The sequence below is a fragment of the Pseudomonas sp. PS02288 genome (assembly GCF_029959715.1).
Classification (GTDB): domain Bacteria; phylum Pseudomonadota; class Gammaproteobacteria; order Pseudomonadales; family Pseudomonadaceae; genus Pseudomonas_O; species Pseudomonas_O kuykendallii.
The window spans coordinates 63,687-85,610 of the sequence record NZ_JASCPA010000011.1; the positions used below are offsets into that span (position 1 = coordinate 63,687).

Sequence of the window (21,924 nt, forward strand, 5' to 3'; positions counted from 1 at the left end):
CGATTCGCCAGCGGCTTTCTTGTGCCTGCGGACAGACAGGACGGGGTGCCGGGCGCATTTCCATCCAGGCCCGCAGAATGGAGCTCGGTGACACTGGGACCGCCAGGGAATCTCCCTCGACTGAAGGGGTCAGCCCTATAAGGCCCTTGATCCGGAGTCTCCCCATGCCTGATACGAAACTGGCACGCCTCTACCGCATGGTCATGCCCGAACACACCTGCCCGTTCGGCCTGAAGTCGCGCAGCCTGCTGCGGCGCAAAGGCTTCGAGGTGGACGATCATTGGCTGACCACCCGCGAGCAGACCGATGCCTTCAAGGCCGAACACGGCGTGGAGACCACCCCGCAGACCTTCATCGACGGCGAGCGTATTGGCGGTTACGACGAGTTGCGCCGGTATTTCGGTCAGCACGTGCCCGAGCCGGGCGAGACCAGCTACACGCCGGTGATCGCCACCTTCGCGATGACCGCGCTGATGGCGCTGGCGCTGAGCCAGGCGGTGTTCGGCACGCCCTTCACGCCGCGCGCGCTGCAATGGTTCATCGCCCTTTCCATGGGCGTGCTGGCGCTGCTCAAGCTACGTGACCTGGAGAGCTTCACCACCATGTTCCTCGGCTACGACCTGCTCGCTCGGCGCTCTGTGCCTTACGCCTATTTCTACCCGTTCGCCGAAGCCGGTGCAGCGGTGCTGATGCTCGCTGGCGCGCTGATCTGGCTCGCGGCGCCAGTGGCGGTGTTCATCGGTGCGGTGGGCGCCTGGTCGGTGTTCAAGGCGGTCTACCTGGACAAGCGTGAACTCAAGTGCGCCTGCATGGGGGGTGACAGCAACGTGCCGCTGGGCTTCGTCTCGCTCACCGAGAACCTGATGATGGTTCTGATGGGCCTGTGGATGCTGCTGGGCTAAGCGCCATTCAGACGTGCGGCAGCAGTTGCATCAGACGCTCGCTGAAGAACCCTGCTTGCTTGCGTAGGCTGAACAGCTTGGGGTCGGCCAGCCAGGTCTGGGTGATGCCCATCAGGGCGCTGTAGAGCAGCGCAGCGCAGTCCTCCGCCGGTTGTTCGCCGCCCAGTTCGCCGCGCTCGCGGGCGAGGCTGATGTGGCTGGCCAGGCAGTGGACGATGGCGCGCGTCAGCTTGCGCTCGCGGCGCATAGTGCCGGCGACTTCGGAGGTCAGCTCGGTCTTGTTCAGCAGGATCTCGAAGGACTGGCGGTGCCAGCGGTTCTCGATCAGCAGGCTGAACCAGTGGGCGATCAGGTAGCGGATGGCTTCCAGCGGCGTGTCGGCCAGCGCCGTGCTCTGCGCCACCAGGTGCTCCAGCGGTTCCTGGGAGTAGTGCAGGACGGCCTCGTAGAGTTCGTCCTTGTTCTTGAAATGCCAGTAGATGGGACCGCGGCTGAAGCCGGCGGCGTCGGCGATCATCGCCAGAGTGGTGCGCGAGTAGCCGGTCTTGCTGAACTGTTCGAGTGCCGCCTCGATGACCTTCAGGCGGGTTTTCTCGGCGTCTTCTTTGGTGCGGCGCATAGCGGATTCGTAGGTGGTGGAAGGCCCCGGAAAGGGGCCTCCTTGGTTCAGGCGTCAGGCCGTCCAGCCCCCCATGCGTGAGGCGGATGCGCCCTCGGAACCGGTCAACGGTCTGGCGCGCCGGAGGGCCGGTGCGCAGGTCGCAGACAGGTTCTCAGAGTTTGCCATCGGCGGCCATCTGCATGTAGGTGGTGTCGAAACGCAGCTTGGTGTTGCCGGCATCGCCGAGCAGCTTGCCGTTGGGCATGCTGATGCCGATGAAGTCGACGCTGGAGGCGCCCTCGCCCAGCAGGCCGTGGTCGAAGGAGAAGTGGCGCACGCTGTCCATCGCCTTGTAGGCCTCTTCGCTCTTGATGAAGCTCAGCGAGTCAGTCGGTTTCCAGAACATCTTCATGCCCTTGAGCTGCGACTCGTAGCCTGCCTGGTCGGTGCCCGAGGCCTTGCCGAGGAACGCGCGGGCATCGGCGCCTTCCTTGGTGTCGCTGGCGATGATGCCCATCACTTCGTACCAGGCACCGACCACGGCTTTGCCGAAGGCCGGGTTGTCCGCCAGGGTCTTGGTGTTCGCCAGAGTCAGGTCCTTGATGTGGCCGGGGATCTTGCTCGAGTCGAAGACCAGTTTGGCGCCGGGGGTTTTCTCGACCTCATCGAGCAGCGGGTTCCAGGTCACCACGTTGCGCACGTCCTTGCTGGCGAAGGCGCCGACGATGTCCGCGTCCGAGGTGTTGACCACCTGCACGTCGCGCTCGCTCATTCCGACGCTTTCCAGCGCATGGGCCAGCAGGTAATGCGAGACCGACAGTTCGACCAGGTTGACCTTCTGCCCCTTGATGCTCTTCAGGTCGCCGTCCTTCATGACCATGCCGTCGTTGCCGTTGGAGTAGTCGCCGACGATCAGCGCGGTGCTGTCGACGCCACCGGCGGCGGGAATCGACAGGGCGTCCATGCTGGTCAGCACCACGGCGTCGAACTGGCCGGCGGTGAACTGGTTGATCGATTCGACGTAGTCGTTGATCTGGGTGATCTTCACCTCGATCCCGTACTTGTCCGCCCATTTCTTCATTATCCCGGACTCTTCCGCGTACTTCCACGGCATCCAGCCGGCGTAGATGGTCCAGGCGAGGTTGAACTGTTGCTTCTGTTCGGCGTGCGCGGCCATCGGCAGCAGGCTGGCGCAGGCCAGGCCGGTGGCGCAGAGCAGGGTTTTCAGTGTCTTGAACGACATGTGCAGCTCCTTGTTCGGTCGAAGAGTGGTCAGAAGAATTTCAGGTAACGCTGGATTTCCCAGTCGGATACGTGGGTGTGATAGGCATTCCATTCGTCACGCTTGAAGTCGACGAAGGCTTGGAAAAGGCTGTCGCCGAAGACTTCACGGCTCAGCGGGTCCTTCTCGAAGGCATCGATGGCCTCGCTCAAGGTCCGCGGCAGGCACTCGATGTCCATCTCGGCGACCTGCTTCTCGGTGTAGTTGTACATGTTTTCGCGGTGCGGCAAACCCGGTTCGAGCTGTTCGCGAACACCTTCCAGGCCGGCGGCGAGGATCATCGCGGCGCCCAGGTACGGGTTGCACGAGATGTCCGCCGCGCGGCACTCGACGCGGCTGCCCTGCGAGGGGATACGCAGCATGTTGGTGCGGTTGTTGTTGCCGTAGCAGACGAACACCGGCGCCCAGGTGGAGCCGGACATGCTGCCCTTGCGCACCAGGCGCTTGTAGCTGTTCACGGTCGGCGCGATCACCGCGCAGATGGCCTGGGCATGCTTGAGCACGCCGGCGATGAAGTGGTAGCCGAGCTTGCTCACGCCGCAGTCGTGAAGGTCGTCGCCGTCGGGCTCGAACAGGTTGCGCCCGGTCTCGCGGTCGGCCAGCGACATGTTGTAGTGCGCGCCGCTGCCGGTGCGCTTGGCCGAGGGCTTGGGCATGAAGCTGGCGAAGGCGCCGTGCTTGCGCGCGATCTCGTTGGCGAGCATGCGGAAGAACACGAAACGGTCGGCCATGGTCATGGCGTCGGCGTACTTGAAGTCGGTCTCGAACTGGCCGTTGGCGTCTTCGTGGTCGAAGGAGTAGACGTCCATACCGATGTCGTTCAGCGCCTCGACCAACTCGCCGATGATGTGCATGTTGTCCATCAGCCCGCGCGGGTCGTAGCAGGGCTTGGCCAGGTCGTCGCGCACGCTGATCGGCTCGAAGCCGCCGTCAGCGCTGTCCTTGTAGATGAAGAATTCGGTCTCGATGCCCAGGTTGAAGGTGTAACCCATGGCCGCGGCGGCATCGGTCTGGCGCTTCAGCGCGCCGCGCGAGCAGGCGGCGAAGGGCTTGCCGTCCAGGTACAGGTCGCTGGCGAACCAGGCGAGATCCTTGTTCCAGGCGCACTGGATGGCGCTGGCCGGATCGGGCATCGCCGCCACTTCGTTGTCGCTGATGTCCTGTGGGACGCCATCCAGCGCGGCGCCGGTGTACAGCTCGGAACCGCCGAGCATCTGGCCGAGGTGGGACAGCGGGACGAACTTGCCCTTGATCACGCCGTGGATGTCCACGTAGCTGGCCATGGCGTACTTCACGCCCTTGGCTTGCAGGCTGCTCTTCAGGTTTTCCGCTTCGGGATGACGACTCATTGCAGTGCTCCAACAGGAAAAGGGTTCAGCGCCCGGCGGGCGGTGGCACGATTCCTTCATTCAACATACATGCCATCGTGTATATATAACGACGATAGCGGAGGCTCGCGAGCACCTCGCCCAGCCGCCGATTCGATCCGGGAGCGAACCGCAATTGACTGATATGAAAAGAGAAAAGTACTTCTTCGAGCTGGGTGAACTGGCCCTGGAAAGCGGCGCCGCGCTGCGTCAGGCGCGCCTTTGCTACCAGGTCGTCGGCCGGCCGAACGCCGCGCGCGACAACATCGTGCTGATTCCCAGCTACTACGGCGGCTCACATTGGGGCAGCCTGCCCTTGCTTGGCGCAGGCAGCCCGCTGAGCGGCGGCGACTACTGCGTGGTGCTGACCAACCTGCTCGGCTCGGGCTGGTCGACATCGCCGAGCAATGCCGCCGAGGGCCAGCGCGGCGCCGACTTTCCGCGCGTGTCGCTGGGCGACAACGTCGAGGCGCAGCGGCGCCTGCTCGATGCGCTGTTCGGCGACTGGCAGCTGGCACTGGTGTGCGGGTGGTCGATGGGCGGCATGCAGGCCTTCGCCTGGGCCATGCGTCACCCGGAAAAGGTCGAACGCATCCTGCCGTTCTGCGCCACCGCGCGCTGCTGGCCGCACAACCGGGTGTTCCTCGACGGCGTGGCGGCCGCGTTGCGTGCCGACTGCGCCTGGCAGGAGGGTCGCTACGAGGCGCCGCCGGAACGCGGCTTGCGCGCCTTCGGCCGGGTCTACGCCGGCTGGGCCTATTCGCAGGCTTTCTATAGAGAGGCGCTGTATCGCCAACTGGGCTTCGCCGACGTCGAGGCGCTACTGGCGTTCTGGGAAGAGGATCACCTGGAACAGGACGCCAACGATCTGCTCTGCGTGCTCGACAGCTGGCAAAGCAGCCAGCCCTCGGAGCCCGCGCTGGCGGCCATCCGCGCCCGCACGATCGTCATGCCGAGCAGCAGCGACCTGTACTTCACCGTGACCGATGCGCGGCACGAGACCAGCCTGATCCCCTGCGCCGAACTGCGCGTGCTGGAATCGGACTGGGGACATTGTGCCGGCGGGCCGGGCCGCGAGGTGCAGGCGATGCGGCAGGTGTTCGCCGCGATGGACGAGCTGCTGCGCCGTTGAACAGGAGAACCGGGGCTCGACGCCCCGGCAGGACCGCTACTTGGAGGCCTGCATCTTCGCTGCAGGCTGCGCGGCCTTCTCCCGCGCGGCGAGGTTCTTCTGCTGCTTGTAGCTCTTCGCCGCCAGCGGAATCGCGGTGACCTTGCCGGTTTCCAGCCAGTTGCGCAGGCGGGTGGCGTCGGCCATGTGGGTGTACTTGCCGAACGCATCGAGCACCACGAAGGCCACCGGCTTGCCGGCCATGGTGGTGCGCATCACCAGGCAGTGCCCCGCCTCGTCGGTGAAGCCGGTCTTGGTCAGCTGGATGTTCCAGTTGGCCTTGTAGATCAGGTGGTTGGTGTTGCGGAAACCCAGGGTGTAGTTGGGTTTGCGGAACGCCACGGTGCGCTCCTTGGTGGTGCTCATCTCGCCGAGCAGCGGGTACTGGCGGCTGGCCTTGAGCAGCAGCACCAGGTCACGGGCGGTGGAGACGTTGTCCAGCGACAGCCCGGTGGGCTCGACGTAACGCGTGTGGCTCATGCCCAGCGCGCGCGCCTTGGCGTTCATTGCCGCAATGAAGGCCTTCTGCCCGCCCGGATAGTGGTGCGCCAGGCTGGCCGCAGCACGGTTTTCCGAGGACATCAGCGCCAGCTGCAGCATCTCGCGGCGGCTGATTTGGCTGCCGATGCGCACGCGGGAGAACACGCCCTTCATTTCCTTGGTGTCGGCGATGTCGATCGGCAGCACCTCGTCCAGCGGCAGCTTGGCGTCGAGGGTGACCATCGCCGTCATCAGCTTGGTCACCGAGGCGATCGGCACGACCACGTCGGGGTTGCTGGAATAGAGCACCTTGTCGCTGTTCAGATCGACCAGCAGGGCGCTGCCGGAGGCGAGCTCCTGCACCGGCGGAAGGACCGCAGCGCCCTTGTCGGCCGCATGGAGGGAAGCACTGAGAGCACTGCCGCACAGCAGCAGGAGCAACGGGCGAAATATCTTCACGGGGCACGTCATGGGCAGGTGGACTGAGGCCTGGCGGGAGCCTGGCCGCGGCAGTATAAGAAAATTTCGGCACGGCGCGAGGGGCTTTCGGCACGACACCCTACCCACCTCGCCGCCAGCGAAGCGGCGATCGCTGGCAAAACGCAGTGCACCTCTGCGCGAAGCGGCGGTCCAACGCAGCACATTCCCCAGAAGGAGCATTCGCCATGAGCCTCTTTTCCCGCACTCCGACCACCAAAGAGCAGATCCAGGACGAAATCGACAACCTGATGAACGCCCTGCACGACCTGCAACAGAGCGCCAGCCGCGACTCGCGGCGCAGCATCCACGACCTCAGCGACCGTGCCGAACGCCTGTGGCATGCCTCCCGCGAAACCTTTGGCGACACCTACGGCGACCTCTCGCGCAAGACCCTCAAGGCCAGCCGCGCCGCCGGCGAATGCGCACGCCAGCATCCGCTGTCCACTGCCCTGGTGGGCGTTGGCGCCCTGGCGCTGATCGGCTGGCTGATCTCGCGCCGCTAACGCCATGCGCAATGCCGAAACGCCGGTCCTGAAGTTCGCCCTGTACGGCGCGCACTCGAGCCTCGGCAGCGCGCTGCTCAGCGAACTGCTGAGCCGCCAGCATGAAACGGTGGCGGTGGTCGGCGACCTCAACGCCGTCGACGTACACCCCGGCCTGCGCGCCAAGCTGGGCGATCTGTACGATGCCACGAGCGTTGGCGAAAGCGTCGCCGGGATGGACTCGGTGATCGTGTTCGCCAGTGCACCGCGCTTGCCCGTGGGGGCCGACGATCTGCCGCCGGGCCGGCAGGGCGACCTGCTGGAGGCGCTGGGCGCGCTGGACGCCGGCATGCCAAAAGCGAAGGTGCAGCGGCTTCTGTTGATCGTCGACCCGGCCTGGCTGGACGACGCCTGCAGCGCGCTGCTGCTGGACGGCACGCTGGACTGGACGCTGGTAGCCGCGCCGGAAATCACCGGCGACTTCGTCCTCGACGACTTTCGCCGCGCGGATGAGAACGACGGCAATGCCCCGCTGCAGTCGCTGCGCCGAATCGCCGCGGGCCTGGTGGACGAACTGGAAAATCCGCAGCATCGCCGCGAGATGATGAACTTCGTGCTCTAAGCCGGCGCTCTTCGCAGCGCCATACCGCCCGTCCAATCACGCCCCCCACGCCAGGGAGCGACCCGCAGGCCGCTCCGGCGTCTCCTGCCTCAGCTCTCCAGCGTGGCGCTCAGGCTGATCTTCGCATTCAGCACTTTCGATACCGGGCAGCCTTCCTTCGCCTTGTTGGCGATTTCTTGGAAGGTGGCGTCGTCGGCGCCCGGGATGCGCGCCTTCAGGGTCAAGGCGATGGCGGTGATCTCGAAGCCCTCGCCGACCTTGTCCAGGGTCACTTCGGCGGTGGTGTCGGTCCGCTCGGGCGTCAGTCCTGACTGACCGAGCATCATCGACAGCGCCATCGAGAAACAGCCCGCGTGCGCGGCGCCGATCAACTCTTCGGGGTTGGTCCCCGGCGCGCCTTCGAAGCGGGTGTTGAAGCCGTACGGGTTTTCCTTCAGCGCGCCGCTTTGGGTGCTGATGGTGCCTTTGCCTTCCTTGAGGTTGCCCTGCCAGACGGCGGATGCGGTCTTCTTCATGACGAATACTCCGATGGATGAGTCTTCATCAGAGGCGGTGGGCGGGAAACAGTTCGTTCGAGCGTACTGATCGGCCCCGGGCGGAGCGAGAAGCGGACCGCCGCCCCACCCAGCCGCGATCTCGTAGGGGGGCCTCAGCCCACCAAGTCCACCGTCAGCCCCATCGCCTCAGGGCAGCTTCAGCCCGCCAGCCTGCTGGTGCAACGCGCGCAGGTGCTCGCCGACCTGCTTCAGGTTCGCCTCGCTGTCCTCCAGTTCGCGCCGCCGCTCGGGCAGCAGCAGCTCGCGCAGGTCCTTGTCGAGGTCGTCGCTGAGGTTGCGCAGGGTCTGCTGGCGATCGGCGGTCTGGTGTTCCAGGCGCGCCCACTCGCTCGGCTGCGGCAGGCCATAACCGCCCTCGAGCAGCTCGGCGGGACGACTGAGGAATCCGCTGTTGAGCAGCATCCGGCCGATGGTATCGCCGGCCTTGTTCAGCGTCGGGTCGCTGGCGGCGTTGGCGCCCATGTAGCGTTGCTTGAGCTCATCCTGGGCCAGCAGCAGCTGCTGGCGGAACGCGGCCTGCTCGAGCAACAGCAGCGCGGCACTGGCCTGCAGGTCGGCGCGCTGCAACCACGGCCGGCGTTGCGCGGCCGGCTGTCTCAGCCAGTCATCCACCTTCGCCTGCGGCACCGCCAGGCGCTGCTTGATCACCGCGAACATCGCCTGATAGCGGTCGCGGAACGAGTCGAAGCGATAACCCAGGCGCAGCGCTTCCTTCGGATCGGCCAGCACGCGGCGGTCGGCCAGGCCGCGCCCGGCCAGCGAGTCGAGCAGCCCGTTGGGCATGATGCTGTCGAGGCCTTCCAACTCGGCGCGCCCGGTTCCGCTGCGCAGCAGCTTGAGGGTTTCCACCGCGCAGTTGTTGGAGAGGAAGTAGTAGTTGCCGTCGTAGCTCCAGTGCAGTTCGGCGGCGCGGCGCACCAGCGCGTCCTGCTGTTCGCGCGGCAGGCGCAATGGGATCGAGGCCAGGCTGCGCAGCTCGACCTTGGTGTATTCGTCGATCACCTGCGCCAGCGGCAGGATGAAAAGCCGCGACGGATACACACCGGTCAGGCCGTCCCAGCTGGACAGCTGGATGTCGCCGACGAAGGCGCGGAAGGACAGCACCAGGTGCTGGTCCAGGTCCAGCCGGCAGGCCGGACCGCGCGGCCGACCGGGCGCGCAGACCACCAGGCGCAGCATGCTGTGGCCCCAGCGGCTGACCCAGTTGTCGTTGGCTTCGGCGAATAGGTAGTCGACCTCGTAGACGCGCGCAGGATCAAGCTTGCCCAGCGGCGCCTTCTGGTAGTCGCTGCTGGCGTTGAGGTAGGCGAACTCGGCCGGGCAGGCGCGGGCGCGCGCCGGCGCCCAGCCGAAATGCTCGCTGAAATAGCGCTGCAGCGAGGGACGTCGGCAGGCGTATTCCGGATCGAGCAGGAAGTACTCCATGTTCACCGCGACGAACTCGCGCGGATTGCTCAGCTCGTAGCCGTCCGCGCTGCGCGCGACCATGCCGTTGCGCCCTTCACGTGCGCCGCGCTGGCCGACCGCCTGCTGCCAGCCGGCCAGGTCGAGCAGGCGCGGATCATCGGAAAGGGTGAAGCGGCGCTGCACGTCGCCGCGGCAGGCATCGCGCTGGCCGACCAGGCCCTGGCTCTGCGCTTCGCGCCGGCAGCGCTGCAAGCGCGAGCGCTCCGCGGGCGACCACAGGCGGGCACGATCGTAGAGGTGGGTGAGTTCGTGGAGCACGGTGGCAAGCAGCTCGGCGCGCACGGTGCCGTGGGGCCGCCCGGTCTGCTCGCGGGCGGCGCTGCCGTCCACCAGGCCGTGCAGCAGCCGGGCGTTCAGCGACAGCGCGTCGAGGCGGGTGATGCGCCCGTAACCGTTATCCGGCAGGTCGTGCGACCAGTGCACGGTGACCTGCCGGTCGAGCGCCTGAATAAAGCGCGGCGGCAGCTTGGCGAAGGCCTCGTCGATCAGGGCCTGGCTGGCTTGAATCTGCGCCGCATCCAGGCCCTTCTCGTCCAGTCGCAGCCGCAGGTCGGCATGACTGGCACAGGCGAACAGCAGCAGGAAAGCGCCGAGCAGTCGCGGAAACATCGGTTGGGCGGCCCTCGGCGCGTGCGGTCAGAGCGCCAGGATGGCGCTGGCCAGTTCCTGGTCGTCGGCGGCAGCGGCCTGCGGATAACGGGCGCGCAGGGCTCCGAAGGCGGCTTCCAGCCGGGCGCCACGAATCTCGCCCTGACTGGCGACGAAGCTCGCCGCGTCGTCGCGGGCCTGGACCACGACCTTCATGTCGCGCACCGAGGTGGTGGTGTCGGAGGTGAAATCGATGCTGCGCCCCAGGGCGCGGACGACGATGTTGCTGGTGGCTTCCAGGGTGTGGGCCTGAGCGGCGTCGACGGTGAACAGCAGGATCGCCGAGGCGGCGAGCAACGAGGTACGCATGGTGGGTCTCCCTGAATGAGTCGCCATTGGACGGGCAACAGGCTCGCCAGTTCAACGAAGCGGCGAGAGGTCGAACGACGGCTGTGTGGGCGAAGGCGCCAGCCGCGCTGCAAGCCGGTGGCGCCGGGCGCGGCAAGGCTAACGGATGCGTCGCGGCAGTGCCAGTGTGGGCTCAGCGCGCGAGGATCGCCTCGGCCAGCTGCATGTCGCTGGCGCCGGGCTGCACCCCTTCTTCACGCAGGTAACGCAGCGCCGCTTCCAGCCGCGCGCCGCGGATTTCGCCCTGGCTGGCGACGAAACTGGCCGCATCCGAGCGCGCCGGCACCAGCTTGGAATCGGTGACGGAGGAGATGAGATCGCTGGTGCCATCGACGGTGGCGGACAACGCATCGCCGATCTGGTCGAGGGTCGCGACGAAGCTGGAGGCGAAGGTCGGCGTGGTGATGAGCAGCGAGCAAAGGAGGATGAGGCGGCGCATGGCGATGTCTCGGAAAGCGGCGATGCGAAGGATCGCCCGGCAGCTTCAGACTAGCGCAAACGAGGCGGGTTCCGGCGCGGAGTGGCGCGGGTTGCGTTTCAGGGCATTGCGCGGTTCAGCAGGAACTCGCCCTGGATTTCGACTGCGCAGATACAAAAAACCCGTCGGCATTGTCGGCGACGGGTTTTCTGTTCGGCACGCTTTCGCGTGTCACGCGCTTACGCGGCATCCACTCAGCGCCAGAACGGCTTGTTCAGCTCGGAGAAACGCTGTGCTTCGCTGATACCGGCGTCGGCGAGCAGGCGGGAATCCAGACGCGCCAGCTGATGACGGCTGGCTATGCGGCGCTGCCATTGCAGGAGGTTGGCCAGCAGGCGAAGCGGCATTGCCGATTTCGAGGAGACTTGTTGAGTGTTCAGTTCGGAACTCAGGGTGCGTTCCATGATGACTTCCTTCCGCATTCGGCGGGTTTGGTTAATTTCTGAGGTAAATGATGCGCCCTGGTAAGAGATCCCTGTAGTCACAGTTACCCGAAATTGTGCTGGTTTTAACGGTTTCACCCCGAAACTGTTATGTTACCGAATGCCGCAACTGTTCCGGTAATGCTCTCTGTTGGTGCGATATTTCTACCCAAATGACTCGCTTCGCACGCTTAAGTGACATGCGACCAGTACAGTTTCATCGATCTTTTAGAGCACAGTTCTGAATGAAGCTCTTTTGCCAGAGTTTTCTATTGCCTTAATCGAAAAGGCCAGTGGTATACCCTAAAAAACAGAGAATAGTGTTTCTAGTGCCTGGAGCCGGCACAGTACAGCCGGTATTTCTCCCGCCGACGCACCTGCCATCCATAGCGATCACTACGACGCTAAGCCCTCCAATGACCTGTTCCTCCGACCGAACGAAAAACGCCCCGCGGGCGCGAGCCGGCGGGGCGTCTGGTAACGCGGGGGTTTAGTCCACCGCTTTGACCATGTCCTCGATGACCTTCTTGGCGTCGCCGAAGACCATCATGGTCTTGTCCAGGTAGAACAGTTCGTTATCCAGGCCGGCATAACCGCTGGCCATGGAGCGCTTGTTGACGATGATCGTCTTGGCCTTGAAGGCTTCGAGGATCGGCATCCCGGCGATCGGCGATTTCGGATCGTTCTTCGCCGCCGGGTTGACCACGTCGTTGGCGCCGAGCACCAGCACCACGTCGGTCTGCCCGAACTCGGCGTTGATGTCCTCCATCTCGAAGACCTGCTCGTAGGGCACCTCGGCCTCCGCCAGCAGCACGTTCATGTGACCGGGCATGCGCCCGGCCACCGGGTGGATCGCGTACTTCACGGTGACGCCGTTGTGGGTCAGCTTCTCCACAAGCTCCATCAGCGCGTGCTGCGCGCGGGCCACCGCCAGGCCGTAGCCAGGGACGATGATCACGCTGTCGGCATTCGACAGCAGGAACGCGGCATCGTCGGCCGAGCCGGATTTCACCGGGCGCTGCTCGCTGCTGCCCGCGGCCGGACCGGCGTCGGCCGAGGAGCCGAAGCCGCCGAGGATGACATTGAAGAACGAGCGGTTCATCGCCCGGCACATGATGTAGGAGAGGATCGCGCCGCTCGAGCCCACCAGCGAACCGGCGATGATCAGCATCGAGTTGTTCAGCGAAAAGCCGATACCCGCGGCCGCCCAACCGGAATAGCTGTTGAGCATCGACACCACCACCGGCATGTCCGCGCCACCGATGGGGATGATGATCAGCACGCCGATGACGAAGGCGAAGATCAGCATCAGGCTGAACGCCACCAGGTTGCCGGTGAACATGTAGGTCACGCCGAGCACCAGGATGGCAATGCCGATCACCAGGTTGATCATGTGCTGACCGGGGAATTGCACCGGCGCCCCCTGGAACAGGCGGAACTTGTACTTGCCCGAAAGCTTGCCGAAGGCGATCACCGAACCGGAGAAGGTGATCGCACCGATGGCAGCGCCGAGGAACAGCTCCAGGCGGTTGCCGACCGGAATCGGGTCGCTGATGCTGGCGACGATGCCCAGCGACTGCGGCTCGACCACGGCGGCGACGGCGATGAACACCGCGGCCAGGCCGATCATGCTGTGCATGAAGGCGACCAGCTCGGGCATCTTGGTCATTTCGACGCGCTTGGCCATGATCGAGCCGGCGCTACCGCCGACCAGCAGGCCGACGATGACGTAGCCGATGCCGGCAGTCGCCAGCTCGGCACCGAGCTTGTAGATCAGCGCCACGGTGGTGAGTACCGCCAGGCCCATGCCGAGCATGCCGAAAAGGTTGCCGCGCCGCGACGTGGTCGGGTGCGAAAGGCCCTTGAGGGCCTGGATGAAGCAGATCGAAGCGATCAGGTAGAGAACGGTGATCAGGTTCATGCTCATGGTTCAGTGCTTCCCTGCTTCGGCTTTCGGGGCCTTTTTCTTGAACATTTCCAGCATCCGCCGGGTGACCAGGAAGCCACCGAAGACGTTGACCGCGGCCAGGGCCACGGCCAGGGTGCCCATCGTCTTGCCCAGCGGCGTGACGGTCAGCGCGGCGGCGAGCATGGCGCCGACGATGACGATGGCGGAAATCGCGTTGGTCACCGCCATCAGCGGAGTGTGCAGCGCGGGAGTGACGTTCCAGACCACGTGGTAGCCGACATAGATCGCCAGCACGAAGATGATCAGGTTGTAGATGCCGTCGGAAATCAGGTCCATCGGGGTGATCCTTTTCTGAGTGGGCTCGTTCCCTCTCCGCGGAGAGGGGCCAGGGGCGAGGGTTCGGCGCAGCGCCGTCCGCAACCGCCCTTCGGGCTCCCTCTCCCGCAGGAGAGGGCCGTCTTCATTTGTTGACGCGCACCGCTTCGCCGCCCTTGCACATGAGGCAGGCCGCGACGATGTCGTCTTCCAGGTTGATGTGGAACTGGCCGTCCTTGTCGAGGACCAGCTTGAGGAAGTCGAGCAGGTTGCGCGAATACAGCGCAGAGGCGTCCGCCGGCACCTGGGTCGCCAGGTTGGCGTAGCCGATCAGCGTCACGCCGTGCTTGACCACCACCTGATCGAGCTCGGTCAGCGGGCAGTTGCCGCCTTGCGAGGCCGCCAGGTCGATGATCACCGAGCCGGGCTTCATCTCCTGCACGGTGGCTTCCTGCAGCAGCGTCGGCGCCTGGCGGCCGGGAATCAGCGCGGTGGTGATGATGATGTCGGCCTGCTTGGCGCGTTCGTGCACGGCCTGCGCCTGACGCTGCATCCACGAGGCCGGCATCGGCCGCGCGTAGCCGCCGACACCCTGGGCGCACTCGCGCTCCTCGTCGGTCTCGAAGGGCACGTCGACGAACTTGGCGCCGAGGGACTCGATCTGCTCCTTCACCGCCGGACGCACGTCCGAGGCCTCGATCACCGCACCCAGGCGGCGCGCGGTAGCGATCGCCTGCAGGCCGGCGACACCGGCGCCGAGGATCAGCACGCGCGCGGCCTTCACCGTACCGGCGGCGGTCATCAGCATCGGCATGAAGCGCGGGTAATGGTTGGCGCCGAGCATCACCGCCTTGTAGCCGGCGATGTTGGCCTGCGACGACAGCACGTCGAGGCTCTGCGCGCGCGAGGTACGCGGCGCGGCTTCCAGGGCGAAGGCGGTCAGCCCGCGCGCTGCCATCTTGCCGATGGTCTCGTTGCTGAACGGATTGAGCATGCCGATCACCACGCCGTTGGCGGCGAACATCGGCAGCTCGTCGTCGCTGGGTGCCAGCACCTTGAGCACGATGTCCGCGGCGAAGGCTTCGGCGGCGGTGCCAATGCTTGCACCCACCGCCTCGTAGGCGGCGTCCGGCAGGCTGGCGGCGACGCCCGCGCCGCTCTGGATAGTCACCCGATGGCCCTGGCCGATCAGCTTCTTGACGGTTTCCGGAGTCGCCGCGACGCGGGTTTCTCCAGCATGGGTTTCGAGGGGAACACCGATATGCACTGACCAATCTCCTGCGATCATTGTTATGACAGGCGCTGTTTACCGCCGAATCGCACCGGCAGCACATCCCGTGCCGCAAGCGAAACGGCGGGGCGCGGCATTTTGCAACTGAACCGCGACACCCATCAAGAAGTTATGAAGGGCTGTCGCGGCAATAACTACAAGTCACGGTTTGACCCGGCATTTCCCTTTCAGGCCACAGCCCACGGGCCATGCAGCCTGTAGCGTCTAAACGGTTTCGTCGGCGGGAGCGGCCCATGGGCGAATCGAATGCTCTGCCATCAGTCGGTTTTTCGTCTGAACCGCCACGAGGTCCGCCGCACCTGCGACACAGCGTCGCCGGGAAGATGTAGCAAACACGACAGAACGCTACATGGTCAGCTGTTCCATACCAGACACACCTGCTCGAGTGCCGGGCGCGCAACTTGCTACCCTTGCCGGACGCTACGACGGAAACCCCGACGATGATCCGCCCTGCCCCTTCGACACGTGATACGGAACGCTCGCAGGCCCTGGTCCGCCTGGTGCTGTCCAGCATCGCGACGCTCTACGTGATGCTGCTTTACCTCACTGGCTATCTGGTCGAGGCGCAGCTGCGCAGCATCCTGATCTACAACGCCGCCTTTCTCGTGGCGTCCTTCGCCCTGATCGCCTGGATCGTGCGCAAGCCGGGCGTCAAACCGGTGCGACGGCTGCTGGCGATGGTTCACGACTACGCCGCGATCACCTTCGCGATGATCATCGGCGGCGAGGCGATGCTGCCGGTCTACGGTGCGCTGCTCTGGGTCACGGTGGGCAACGGCATGCGCTACGGCACGCGCTACCTGACACTAGCGACGGGCCTGGCGCTGCTGTCGATCGGCGTGATGGCGCTGCTGTCGCCGTACCTCTGGCAAAACCCCTTCGTGCCGCTGACGCTGCTGGTGACCACCTTCATGGTCCCGGCCTACGCGCACGTCCTGCTGACCCGCACGCGCCAGGCGTCGGAGCAGGCGCAGACGGCGAGCCTGGCCAAATCGCGCCTGCTCGCCCAGGCCAGTCACGACCTGCGCCAGCCGATCCACTCCATCAGCCTGTTCACCGCCTGCCTGCGCGACGCCCGGCTGGGCGACGAGGAGCGTCGCATGGTGGACAACATCGACCGCTCGCTGCTGAGCGTGGAACAGCTGTTCCGCTCGATCCTCGACGTCTACACCCTGGACAACGGCCAGGTGGTGCCGAGCGCCGAGGTGCTGGCGATGGACGAGGTGCTCGCCGGGCTGGTCCGGCAGAACACCGAGGCCGCGCGCTGGGCCGGTGTAACGATCAAGGTCCGCCCGAGCCGCTGCCACGTGCGCTGCGACCCCGCGCTGCTCGGCACGCTGCTGCAGAACGTGCTCTCCAACGCGCTGAAGTACGCGCCGGGCAAGGCGCTGCTGATTGGCTGCCGGCGCCGCGACGGCGGCCTCGCCATAGAAATCCACGACCGCGGTCCGGGCATCGATGCGCAGGACCTGCCGCACCTGTTCGACGAGTTCTACCGCGTCCGCCGCTCGCGCGACCATGACGTGGAGGGCGTCGGCCTCGGCCTCTCGATCGTCAATCGCATCGCCGACATGCTCGGCCTCGGCGTGCGTATCCGCTCGCGCCCCGGACATGGCACCAGCGTCGCCATCGAGGGCCTGCCGCTGAGCCGTGCGGACCAGTACCGACCCGCGCAGAACGAGGGCTCCAACCGGCGCCTGCTCACCGGCCTGCGCGTGCTGCTGATCGAAGACGACCGCGACGTGCTGCTGGCCACCGCCACGCTGCTGCAGAAATGGGGGTGCGAGGTACACAGCGCCACCTCGGCGCTGGACATCACGGCGGACTTCGATCTGGTGATCACCGATTTCGATCTCGGCCGCAGCATGTCCGGCGCCGACTGCATCAACTACCTCAACCGCCTGCACGGTCGCCGCGTGCCGGCGATCGTGATCACCGGGCACGACGTGCGAAAGGCGCAGCAGGCGTTGAACGACAGCCAGGTGCCGGTGCTGGCGAAGCCGGTACGGCCGGCGGAGCTGCGTTCGATGCTGTTGGCGCTGAAACTCGACCTGCAGGCGCAGTCGGCCTGATCAGCGCCGCACGAGCAGCCCGGCACTGGCGCCGAGCGCCGCGGCGGCGCTACGGCTGGCGACGCCGAGCGACTGCAGCAACGAGGAGACGTGCAGGCGCGCGGTGAAGGGCGATATGTCCAGCTCGCGGGCGATTTCCTTGTTCGACAGGCCGGCGGTGAGCAGCCGCAGCACCTCCTGCTGGCGCGGCGTCAGGCCTTGCACACGCGCCCGCTCCGGGCTCTGCCCGAGAATCCCGCCGCGGACGTAGCGAACCACGAACTCCCCCGCGCGGATCGCCAGGATCGCGTCGCCGATCTCGTCCGGTGGCAGCGACTTGCCGACGAAGCCGTCGGCACCGGCCGCCATCACCTGATCGATCTGCGCCTCATCGTCGATCATGGAAACGATGATGATCGAGGAGCGATTGAATTCCTGACGCAGCGAGCGGATCGACGCCGGCACGCTCAGGCCGGGAAACATCAGGTCGAGGATCAGCACTTCCGGCGGCGCCTGGCGGGCCAGCGCCAGCACGGCGTCCAGGTTGGCGGCCTCCTCGATGTGCGCCGCGGGCATCATCCGGCGGACGATGCGCGACAGCCCTTCGCGGAAAATCGGATGGTCGTCGGCGACGATGATGCGTTCCATGCGACGGGTTCCTGCTGGAAATCGGCGCGCCCCGCTGGGCCCGGTGCGGCCATGGTAGCCGCGTCGCGGCCGCGCCGGACAGCGGCGCGACGCGTGGCCGGCGGTCAGTAATCGAAGCGCGAGACAACGCCCTTACGCAGGTAGATGGTCAGCAGAGAGGCCTGCGGCGCAGGCGCGGCGGCGCCGTTATTGGCGACCGCATTGACCAGGCCGTTACCCTGGCCGCTGAGCATCGAGTCGGCCATGCCGAGCACGTCGGAACCGTATTCGCTCTTCGCCGCGGTGTTGTTCAGGCGGCGCTTGAGACTCGCCGGCAGCGAATCCATCAGGCTGTTGGAGGTGCCGGCGCTGGCCTGCCGGCGGTAGGTCCAGCGTTCTTCGCCGGTACCCGACACGCTGCGCGAATCCGGGGCGCCGAAGCGGTTGATCACGTCGCTGGAGCTGGTCTTGCCGGAAACCAGGTTCTGATTGATGTAGGTGACGTCGAATTTCTGCGAAGCCTGGGTGGCCTGTTGCTGGCCGGGCGCAGCGCAGCCGGTCAGTGCGAGACCTAGGGCGACGAGAGCGAAGGCTTTCATGTTCTCCTCCTGGGGACGGACGATTGTCGTTATGAGCCCACCTGAGGCGCCGGCCGCTCTGAGGCGGCAGACGTTCGGGCTGGGTGGAACGCTAGTTCCGGGGAGGGGATGAACCAATAGTACGGATGTACAGGCGGCCTTTGGCCATCAGCGCGACGGCGTCTCGCGGTAATCGCGGGCCTGCTCCAGCAGCCAGTCGCGGAAGGCGATCAGCGCGGCGGACTCCACCTTGCGCTCGGGAATCATCAGGTAATAGGCCTTGTCGCTGAGGCAGGCGTGTTCCTTAGCGATCACCAGGCGGCCCTCGGCCAGCTCACGCTGGATCAGGAACGGCGGGATCAAAGCCACACCCATCGCATGCTCGGCGGCCTGGGCGAGCATGGAAAACAACTCGTAGCGCGGCCCGCCGAGGTCCCCCGCGACGTTCATGCCCAGCGACCCGAACCACTGGCGCCAGGCGTAGGGCCGGGTGGTCTGCTGCAGCAGCGGCAGGCGGGCGATCTGCGCCGCGCTCAGTTCGCCACGGCCTTCGAGCAGTTCCGGGCTGCACACCGGCAGCGAGTTCTCCGGCATGAGGTAATGCGACTGGGTGCCCGACCAGTTGGCGTCGCCGAAGTAGATCGCCGCGTCGAAGGCGGTGTCGGCGAAGAGGAACGGCCGCGTGCGGTTGGTCAGGTGCACGGTGACTTCCGGGTGCAGGCGCTGGAAGGCCTTCAGCCGCGGCAGCAGCCACTGCGTGCCGAAGGTCGGCACCAGCGCCAGTTCCACGGCCTGGTTGCCCTGCTGGCCCATCACCGCCAGGGTGTCGCGCTCCACCGCATCGAGCTGCGCCGCCACCCGCCGGGAATAGGCGAGCCCGGCCTCGGTGAGCCTGACCCCGCGTCGCGAGCGGCGAAACAGCGCGACCCCGAGGAACTGTTCCAGCGTGCCGATCTGCCTGCAGACCGCGCCCTGGGTCAGCGACAGTTCCTCGGCGGCGCGGGTGAAACTCTCGTGGCGGGCCGAGGCCTCGAAGGCGATCAACGCCGCGGTGCTGGGAATCTTCCGGCGCATCTATGCGAAGCCCTCACTGATCAGCCACTTATTGACCGGTTGAAACTATCCCGGAGTGAGGTATTCGCACAATGGCCTGCGAAATCCTCGTTTGTCAGTCCGCTCTGGGCTGCCTAGGCTAGAACCCATGACGGCCTGCGTGGGCGGTGGCTGAAGCCCTCCGCGCGCAGGCCCCCTTCACTCCCGCACGAGGACGTTTTCATGGCCGGCAAGGCAAGCTTCAACTGGATCGACCCGCTGCTGCTCGATCAGCAACTCAGCGAAGAAGAACGCATGGTCCGCGACAGCGCCCAGCAGTTCGCCCAGGACAAACTGGCGCCGCGCGTGCTGGAAGCCTTCCGCCACGAAAAGACCGACCCGGCGATCTTCCGTGAGATGGGTGATACCGGCCTGCTCGGCGCCACCATCCCCGAAGCCTACGGCGGCAGCGGGCTGAACTACGTGTGCTACGGGCTGATCGCCCGCGAGGTGGAGCGCATCGACTCGGGCTACCGCTCGATGATGAGCGTGCAGTCCTCGCTGGTGATGGTGCCGATCTTCGAATTCGGCAACGAGGCGACCCGGCAGAAATACCTGCCCAAGCTGGCCAGCGGCGAGTACATCGGCTGCTTCGGCCTGACCGAGCCGAACCACGGCTCCGACCCAGGCTCGATGATCACCCGGGCGAAGAAGGTCGACGGCGGCTATCGCCTGACCGGTAGCAAGATGTGGATCACCAACAGCCCAATCGCCGACGTGTTCGTGGTCTGGGCCAAGGACGACGCCGGCGAGATCCGCGGCTTCGTGCTGGAAAAGGGCTGGGACGGCCTGAGCACACCGGCGATCCACGGCAAGGTCGGCCTGCGCGCCTCGATCACCGGCGAGATCGTGATGGACAACGTGTTCTGCCCGGAAGAGAACGCCTTCCCCGACGTGCGCGGCCTGAAAGGCCCGTTCACCTGCCTCAATTCCGCGCGCTACGGCATCAGCTGGGGCGCACTGGGCGCCGCCGAGTTCTGCTGGCATACCGCGCGCCAGTACACCCTTGACCGCCAGCAGTTCGGTCGCCCGCTGGCGGCCAATCAGCTGATCCAGAAGAAGCTGGCCGACATGCAGACCGAAATCACCCTGGCGCTGCAAGGCTGCCTGCGCCTGGGGCGGATGAAGGACGAAGGCACCGCGGCGGTGGAGATCACCTCGATCATGAAGCGCAACAGCTGCGGCAAGGCGCTGGACGTCGCCCGCCTGGCCCGCGACATGCTCGGCGGCAACGGCATCTCCGACGAGTTCGGCATCGCCCGGCACCTGGTCAACCTCGAGGTGGTGAACACCTACGAAGGCACCCACGACGTGCATGCGCTGATCCTCGGCCGCGCGCAGACCGGTATCCAGGCGTTCTTCTAGGCCACCCCGCGCACGTGTAGGAGCGAGCTTGCTGGCGATCCGTGCCCGCCGATCGTTTCTCACCCACCAGCCTGCATCCCTTGGTGGATGGATAAAGCGCCATCCACCCTACGAGGAGCTTCATCATGCCCGGCGCGTTGTCCCACATCCGTGTACTCGACCTGTCCCGCGTGCTCGCCGGGCCCTGGGCCGGGCAGATCCTCGCCGACCTCGGCGCCGAGGTGGTCAAGGTCGAGCGCCCCGGCGTCGGCGACGACACCCGTCACTGGGGCCCGCCGTTCCTGCGCGATGAGGCCGGCGAGAACACCGCCGAGGCCGCCTACTATCTCTCGGCGAACCGCAACAAGCAGTCGCTGACCCTGGACTTCACCCAGCCCGAAGGCCAGCGCATCGTCCGCGAGCTGGCGGCCAAGGCCGACGTGGTACTGGAGAACTTCAAGGTCGGCGGGTTGGCCGCCTACGGGCTGGACTATGCGACGCTGAAAACGCTGAACCCGCGGCTGATCTACTGCTCGATCACCGGCTTCGGCCAGACCGGCCCCTACGCCAAACGCGCCGGCTACGACTTCATGATCCAGGGCCTCGGCGGGCTGATGAGCCTGACCGGGCGCAGCGACGACGAAACCGGCGCCGGCCCGGTGAAAGTCGGGGTGGCCCTGACCGACATCCTCACCGGGCTCTACTCGGCGGTCGCGGTGCTCGCCGCGCTGAACCAGCGCGAGCGCAGCGGCCTGGGCCAGCACATAGACATGGCGCTGCTCGACGTGCAGGTCGCCTGCCTGGGCAACCAGGCGCTGAACTACCTGACCACCGGCGTCGCGCCGAAACGCCTGGGCAACGCGCACCCGAACATCGTGCCCTACCAGGATTTCCCCACCGCCGATGGCGACTTCATCCTCACCGTTGGCAACGACGGCCAGTTCCGCAAATTCTGCGAAGTCGCCGGACACCCCGAGTGGGCGGACGATCCGCGCTTCGCCAGCAACCGGGCGCGGGTCGCCCACCGTGGAGAACTGATCCCGCTGATCCGCCAGGCCACGGTGTTCAGGACCACTGCCGAATGGGTCGCCGCGCTGGAGCAGGCCGGCGTGCCTTGCGGGCCGATCAACGACTTGGCTCAGGTGTTCGCCGATCCGCAGGTGATCGCCCGTGGCCTGCGCGTCGAGCTGCCGCATCCGCTGGCCGGCAGCGTGCCGCAGGTGGCCAGCCCGATCCGCCTCTCGGAAACCCCGGTGGAATACCGCAACGCCCCGCCGTTGCTCGGCGAGCACAGCGAACAGGTGCTGCGCGAATGGCTGGGGATGGCGGCGAGCGAAGTGTCGGCGCTGCGCGAGCGCGGTGTGCTCTAGCGGTCTGGTTTGCCCGACGTAGCCTGGTATCGGTGCGCAT

22 protein-coding genes are annotated in these 21,924 nt (G+C 66.1%); 7 read left to right on the forward strand and 15 right to left on the reverse strand.

From position 1 onward, the window contains the following. Window positions 1-164: 164 nt before the first annotated feature. A complete protein-coding gene (locus QMX85_RS07115; RefSeq protein WP_282339432.1) occupies window positions 165-902 on the forward strand; it encodes a glutaredoxin in 738 nt (245 codons plus the stop codon). Between the two features lie 7 nt (window positions 903-909). Here QMX85_RS07115 and QMX85_RS07120 read toward each other — a convergent pair whose 3' ends face one another. The 3 genes from QMX85_RS07120 to glnT all read right to left on the reverse strand — a co-directional run bounded on the left by QMX85_RS07120 (window position 910) and on the right by glnT (window position 4,134). Beyond that, window positions 910-1,521, reverse strand: a complete 612-nt coding sequence (locus QMX85_RS07120) for a TetR family transcriptional regulator (RefSeq protein ID WP_282339433.1) — start codon at window positions 1,519-1,521, stop codon at window positions 910-912. A 154-nt stretch (window positions 1,522-1,675) separates the two neighbouring features. Then, window positions 1,676-2,746 carry a putative urea ABC transporter substrate-binding protein gene (locus QMX85_RS07125; protein WP_282339434.1) on the reverse strand — a complete coding sequence of 357 codons (1,071 nt, stop codon included), beginning with the start codon at window positions 2,744-2,746 and terminating at the stop codon, window positions 1,676-1,678. A gap of 29 nt (window positions 2,747-2,775) precedes the next feature. Further along, window positions 2,776-4,134, reverse strand: coding sequence for a type III glutamate--ammonia ligase (glnT, locus tag QMX85_RS07130; protein ID WP_282339435.1), 1,359 nt, complete (start codon window positions 4,132-4,134; stop codon window positions 2,776-2,778). Between the two features lie 154 nt (window positions 4,135-4,288). Between glnT and QMX85_RS07135 the strand changes: the two genes are divergently transcribed. Beyond that, entirely contained in the window at window positions 4,289-5,284 is a 996-nt protein-coding gene (locus tag QMX85_RS07135) for an alpha/beta fold hydrolase (RefSeq protein WP_282339436.1), read from the forward strand. 36 nt (window positions 5,285-5,320) lie between these two features. On the opposite strand, the gene pbpG is transcribed toward QMX85_RS07135, so the two are convergent. After that, on the reverse strand, window positions 5,321-6,262 hold the full coding sequence (gene pbpG / locus QMX85_RS07140; RefSeq protein WP_282339437.1) for a D-alanyl-D-alanine endopeptidase: 942 nt from the start codon (window positions 6,260-6,262) through the stop codon (window positions 5,321-5,323). A 206-nt stretch (window positions 6,263-6,468) separates the two neighbouring features. Here pbpG and QMX85_RS07145 point away from each other — a divergent pair, with 206 nt between their 5' ends. Together QMX85_RS07145 and QMX85_RS07150 are read left to right on the forward strand one after the other, a co-directional pair. Beyond that, window positions 6,469-6,786 (forward strand): DUF883 domain-containing protein, encoded by a 318-nt coding sequence (locus tag QMX85_RS07145; protein ID WP_282339438.1) that lies wholly within the window; start codon window positions 6,469-6,471, stop codon window positions 6,784-6,786. Between the two features lie 4 nt (window positions 6,787-6,790). After that, window positions 6,791-7,387 (forward strand): NAD(P)H-binding protein, encoded by a 597-nt coding sequence (locus tag QMX85_RS07150; protein WP_282339439.1) that lies wholly within the window; start codon window positions 6,791-6,793, stop codon window positions 7,385-7,387. Between the two features lie 89 nt (window positions 7,388-7,476). Here QMX85_RS07150 and QMX85_RS07155 read toward each other — a convergent pair whose 3' ends face one another. The 8 genes from QMX85_RS07155 to QMX85_RS07190 form a co-directional block, all read right to left on the reverse strand. Then, window positions 7,477-7,902, reverse strand: coding sequence for an OsmC family protein (locus tag QMX85_RS07155; protein ID WP_282339440.1), 426 nt, complete (start codon window positions 7,900-7,902; stop codon window positions 7,477-7,479). Window positions 7,903-8,070: 168 nt separating this feature from the next. Further along, entirely contained in the window at window positions 8,071-10,020 is a 1,950-nt protein-coding gene (locus QMX85_RS07160; RefSeq protein WP_282339441.1) for a DUF4105 domain-containing protein, read from the reverse strand. A gap of 27 nt (window positions 10,021-10,047) precedes the next feature. Further along, on the reverse strand, window positions 10,048-10,368 hold the full coding sequence (locus tag QMX85_RS07165; protein WP_282339442.1) for a DUF2388 domain-containing protein: 321 nt from the start codon (window positions 10,366-10,368) through the stop codon (window positions 10,048-10,050). A 172-nt stretch (window positions 10,369-10,540) separates the two neighbouring features. Beyond that, window positions 10,541-10,846 (reverse strand): DUF2388 domain-containing protein, encoded by a 306-nt coding sequence (locus QMX85_RS07170; protein WP_090224599.1) that lies wholly within the window; start codon window positions 10,844-10,846, stop codon window positions 10,541-10,543. 233 nt (window positions 10,847-11,079) lie between these two features. Continuing rightward, a complete protein-coding gene (locus QMX85_RS07175) occupies window positions 11,080-11,289 on the reverse strand; it encodes a DUF1127 domain-containing protein (RefSeq protein ID WP_282339443.1) in 210 nt (69 codons plus the stop codon). A gap of 508 nt (window positions 11,290-11,797) precedes the next feature. Next, complete coding sequence (locus tag QMX85_RS07180) at window positions 11,798-13,234, reverse strand: NAD(P)(+) transhydrogenase (Re/Si-specific) subunit beta (protein WP_273230894.1); 1,437 nt, start codon at window positions 13,232-13,234, stop codon at window positions 11,798-11,800. Between the two features lie 3 nt (window positions 13,235-13,237). After that, window positions 13,238-13,552 (reverse strand): NAD(P) transhydrogenase subunit alpha, encoded by a 315-nt coding sequence (locus tag QMX85_RS07185; RefSeq protein WP_090224605.1) that lies wholly within the window; start codon window positions 13,550-13,552, stop codon window positions 13,238-13,240. Window positions 13,553-13,676: 124 nt separating this feature from the next. Beyond that, window positions 13,677-14,798: a Re/Si-specific NAD(P)(+) transhydrogenase subunit alpha gene (locus QMX85_RS07190; RefSeq protein WP_282339444.1), complete on the reverse strand. Its 1,122-nt coding sequence runs from the start codon at window positions 14,796-14,798 to the stop codon at window positions 13,677-13,679. 464 nt (window positions 14,799-15,262) lie between these two features. Here QMX85_RS07190 and QMX85_RS07195 point away from each other — a divergent pair, with 464 nt between their 5' ends. After that, window positions 15,263-16,894 (forward strand): hybrid sensor histidine kinase/response regulator, encoded by a 1,632-nt coding sequence (locus QMX85_RS07195; RefSeq protein WP_282339445.1) that lies wholly within the window; start codon window positions 15,263-15,265, stop codon window positions 16,892-16,894. On the opposite strand, the gene QMX85_RS07200 is transcribed toward QMX85_RS07195, so the two are convergent. From QMX85_RS07200 to QMX85_RS07210, 3 genes are all read right to left on the reverse strand, one after another. Continuing rightward, a complete protein-coding gene (locus QMX85_RS07200; protein ID WP_282339446.1) occupies window positions 16,895-17,521 on the reverse strand; it encodes a response regulator transcription factor in 627 nt (208 codons plus the stop codon). Between the two features lie 104 nt (window positions 17,522-17,625). Further along, the gene (locus QMX85_RS07205; RefSeq protein WP_282339447.1) at window positions 17,626-18,099 is read right to left on the reverse strand and encodes a hypothetical protein; all 474 of its coding nucleotides are present in this window, start codon (window positions 18,097-18,099) and stop codon (window positions 17,626-17,628) included. A gap of 147 nt (window positions 18,100-18,246) precedes the next feature. Further along, window positions 18,247-19,152, reverse strand: coding sequence for a LysR family transcriptional regulator (locus QMX85_RS07210; RefSeq protein WP_282339448.1), 906 nt, complete (start codon window positions 19,150-19,152; stop codon window positions 18,247-18,249). A gap of 201 nt (window positions 19,153-19,353) precedes the next feature. Between QMX85_RS07210 and QMX85_RS07215 the strand changes: the two genes are divergently transcribed. After that, entirely contained in the window at window positions 19,354-20,535 is a 1,182-nt protein-coding gene (locus QMX85_RS07215; RefSeq protein ID WP_090224614.1) for an acyl-CoA dehydrogenase, read from the forward strand. A gap of 125 nt (window positions 20,536-20,660) precedes the next feature. After that, entirely contained in the window at window positions 20,661-21,884 is a 1,224-nt protein-coding gene (locus tag QMX85_RS07220; RefSeq protein WP_282339449.1) for a CaiB/BaiF CoA-transferase family protein, read from the forward strand. Window positions 21,885-21,924: the final 40 nt, after the last annotated feature.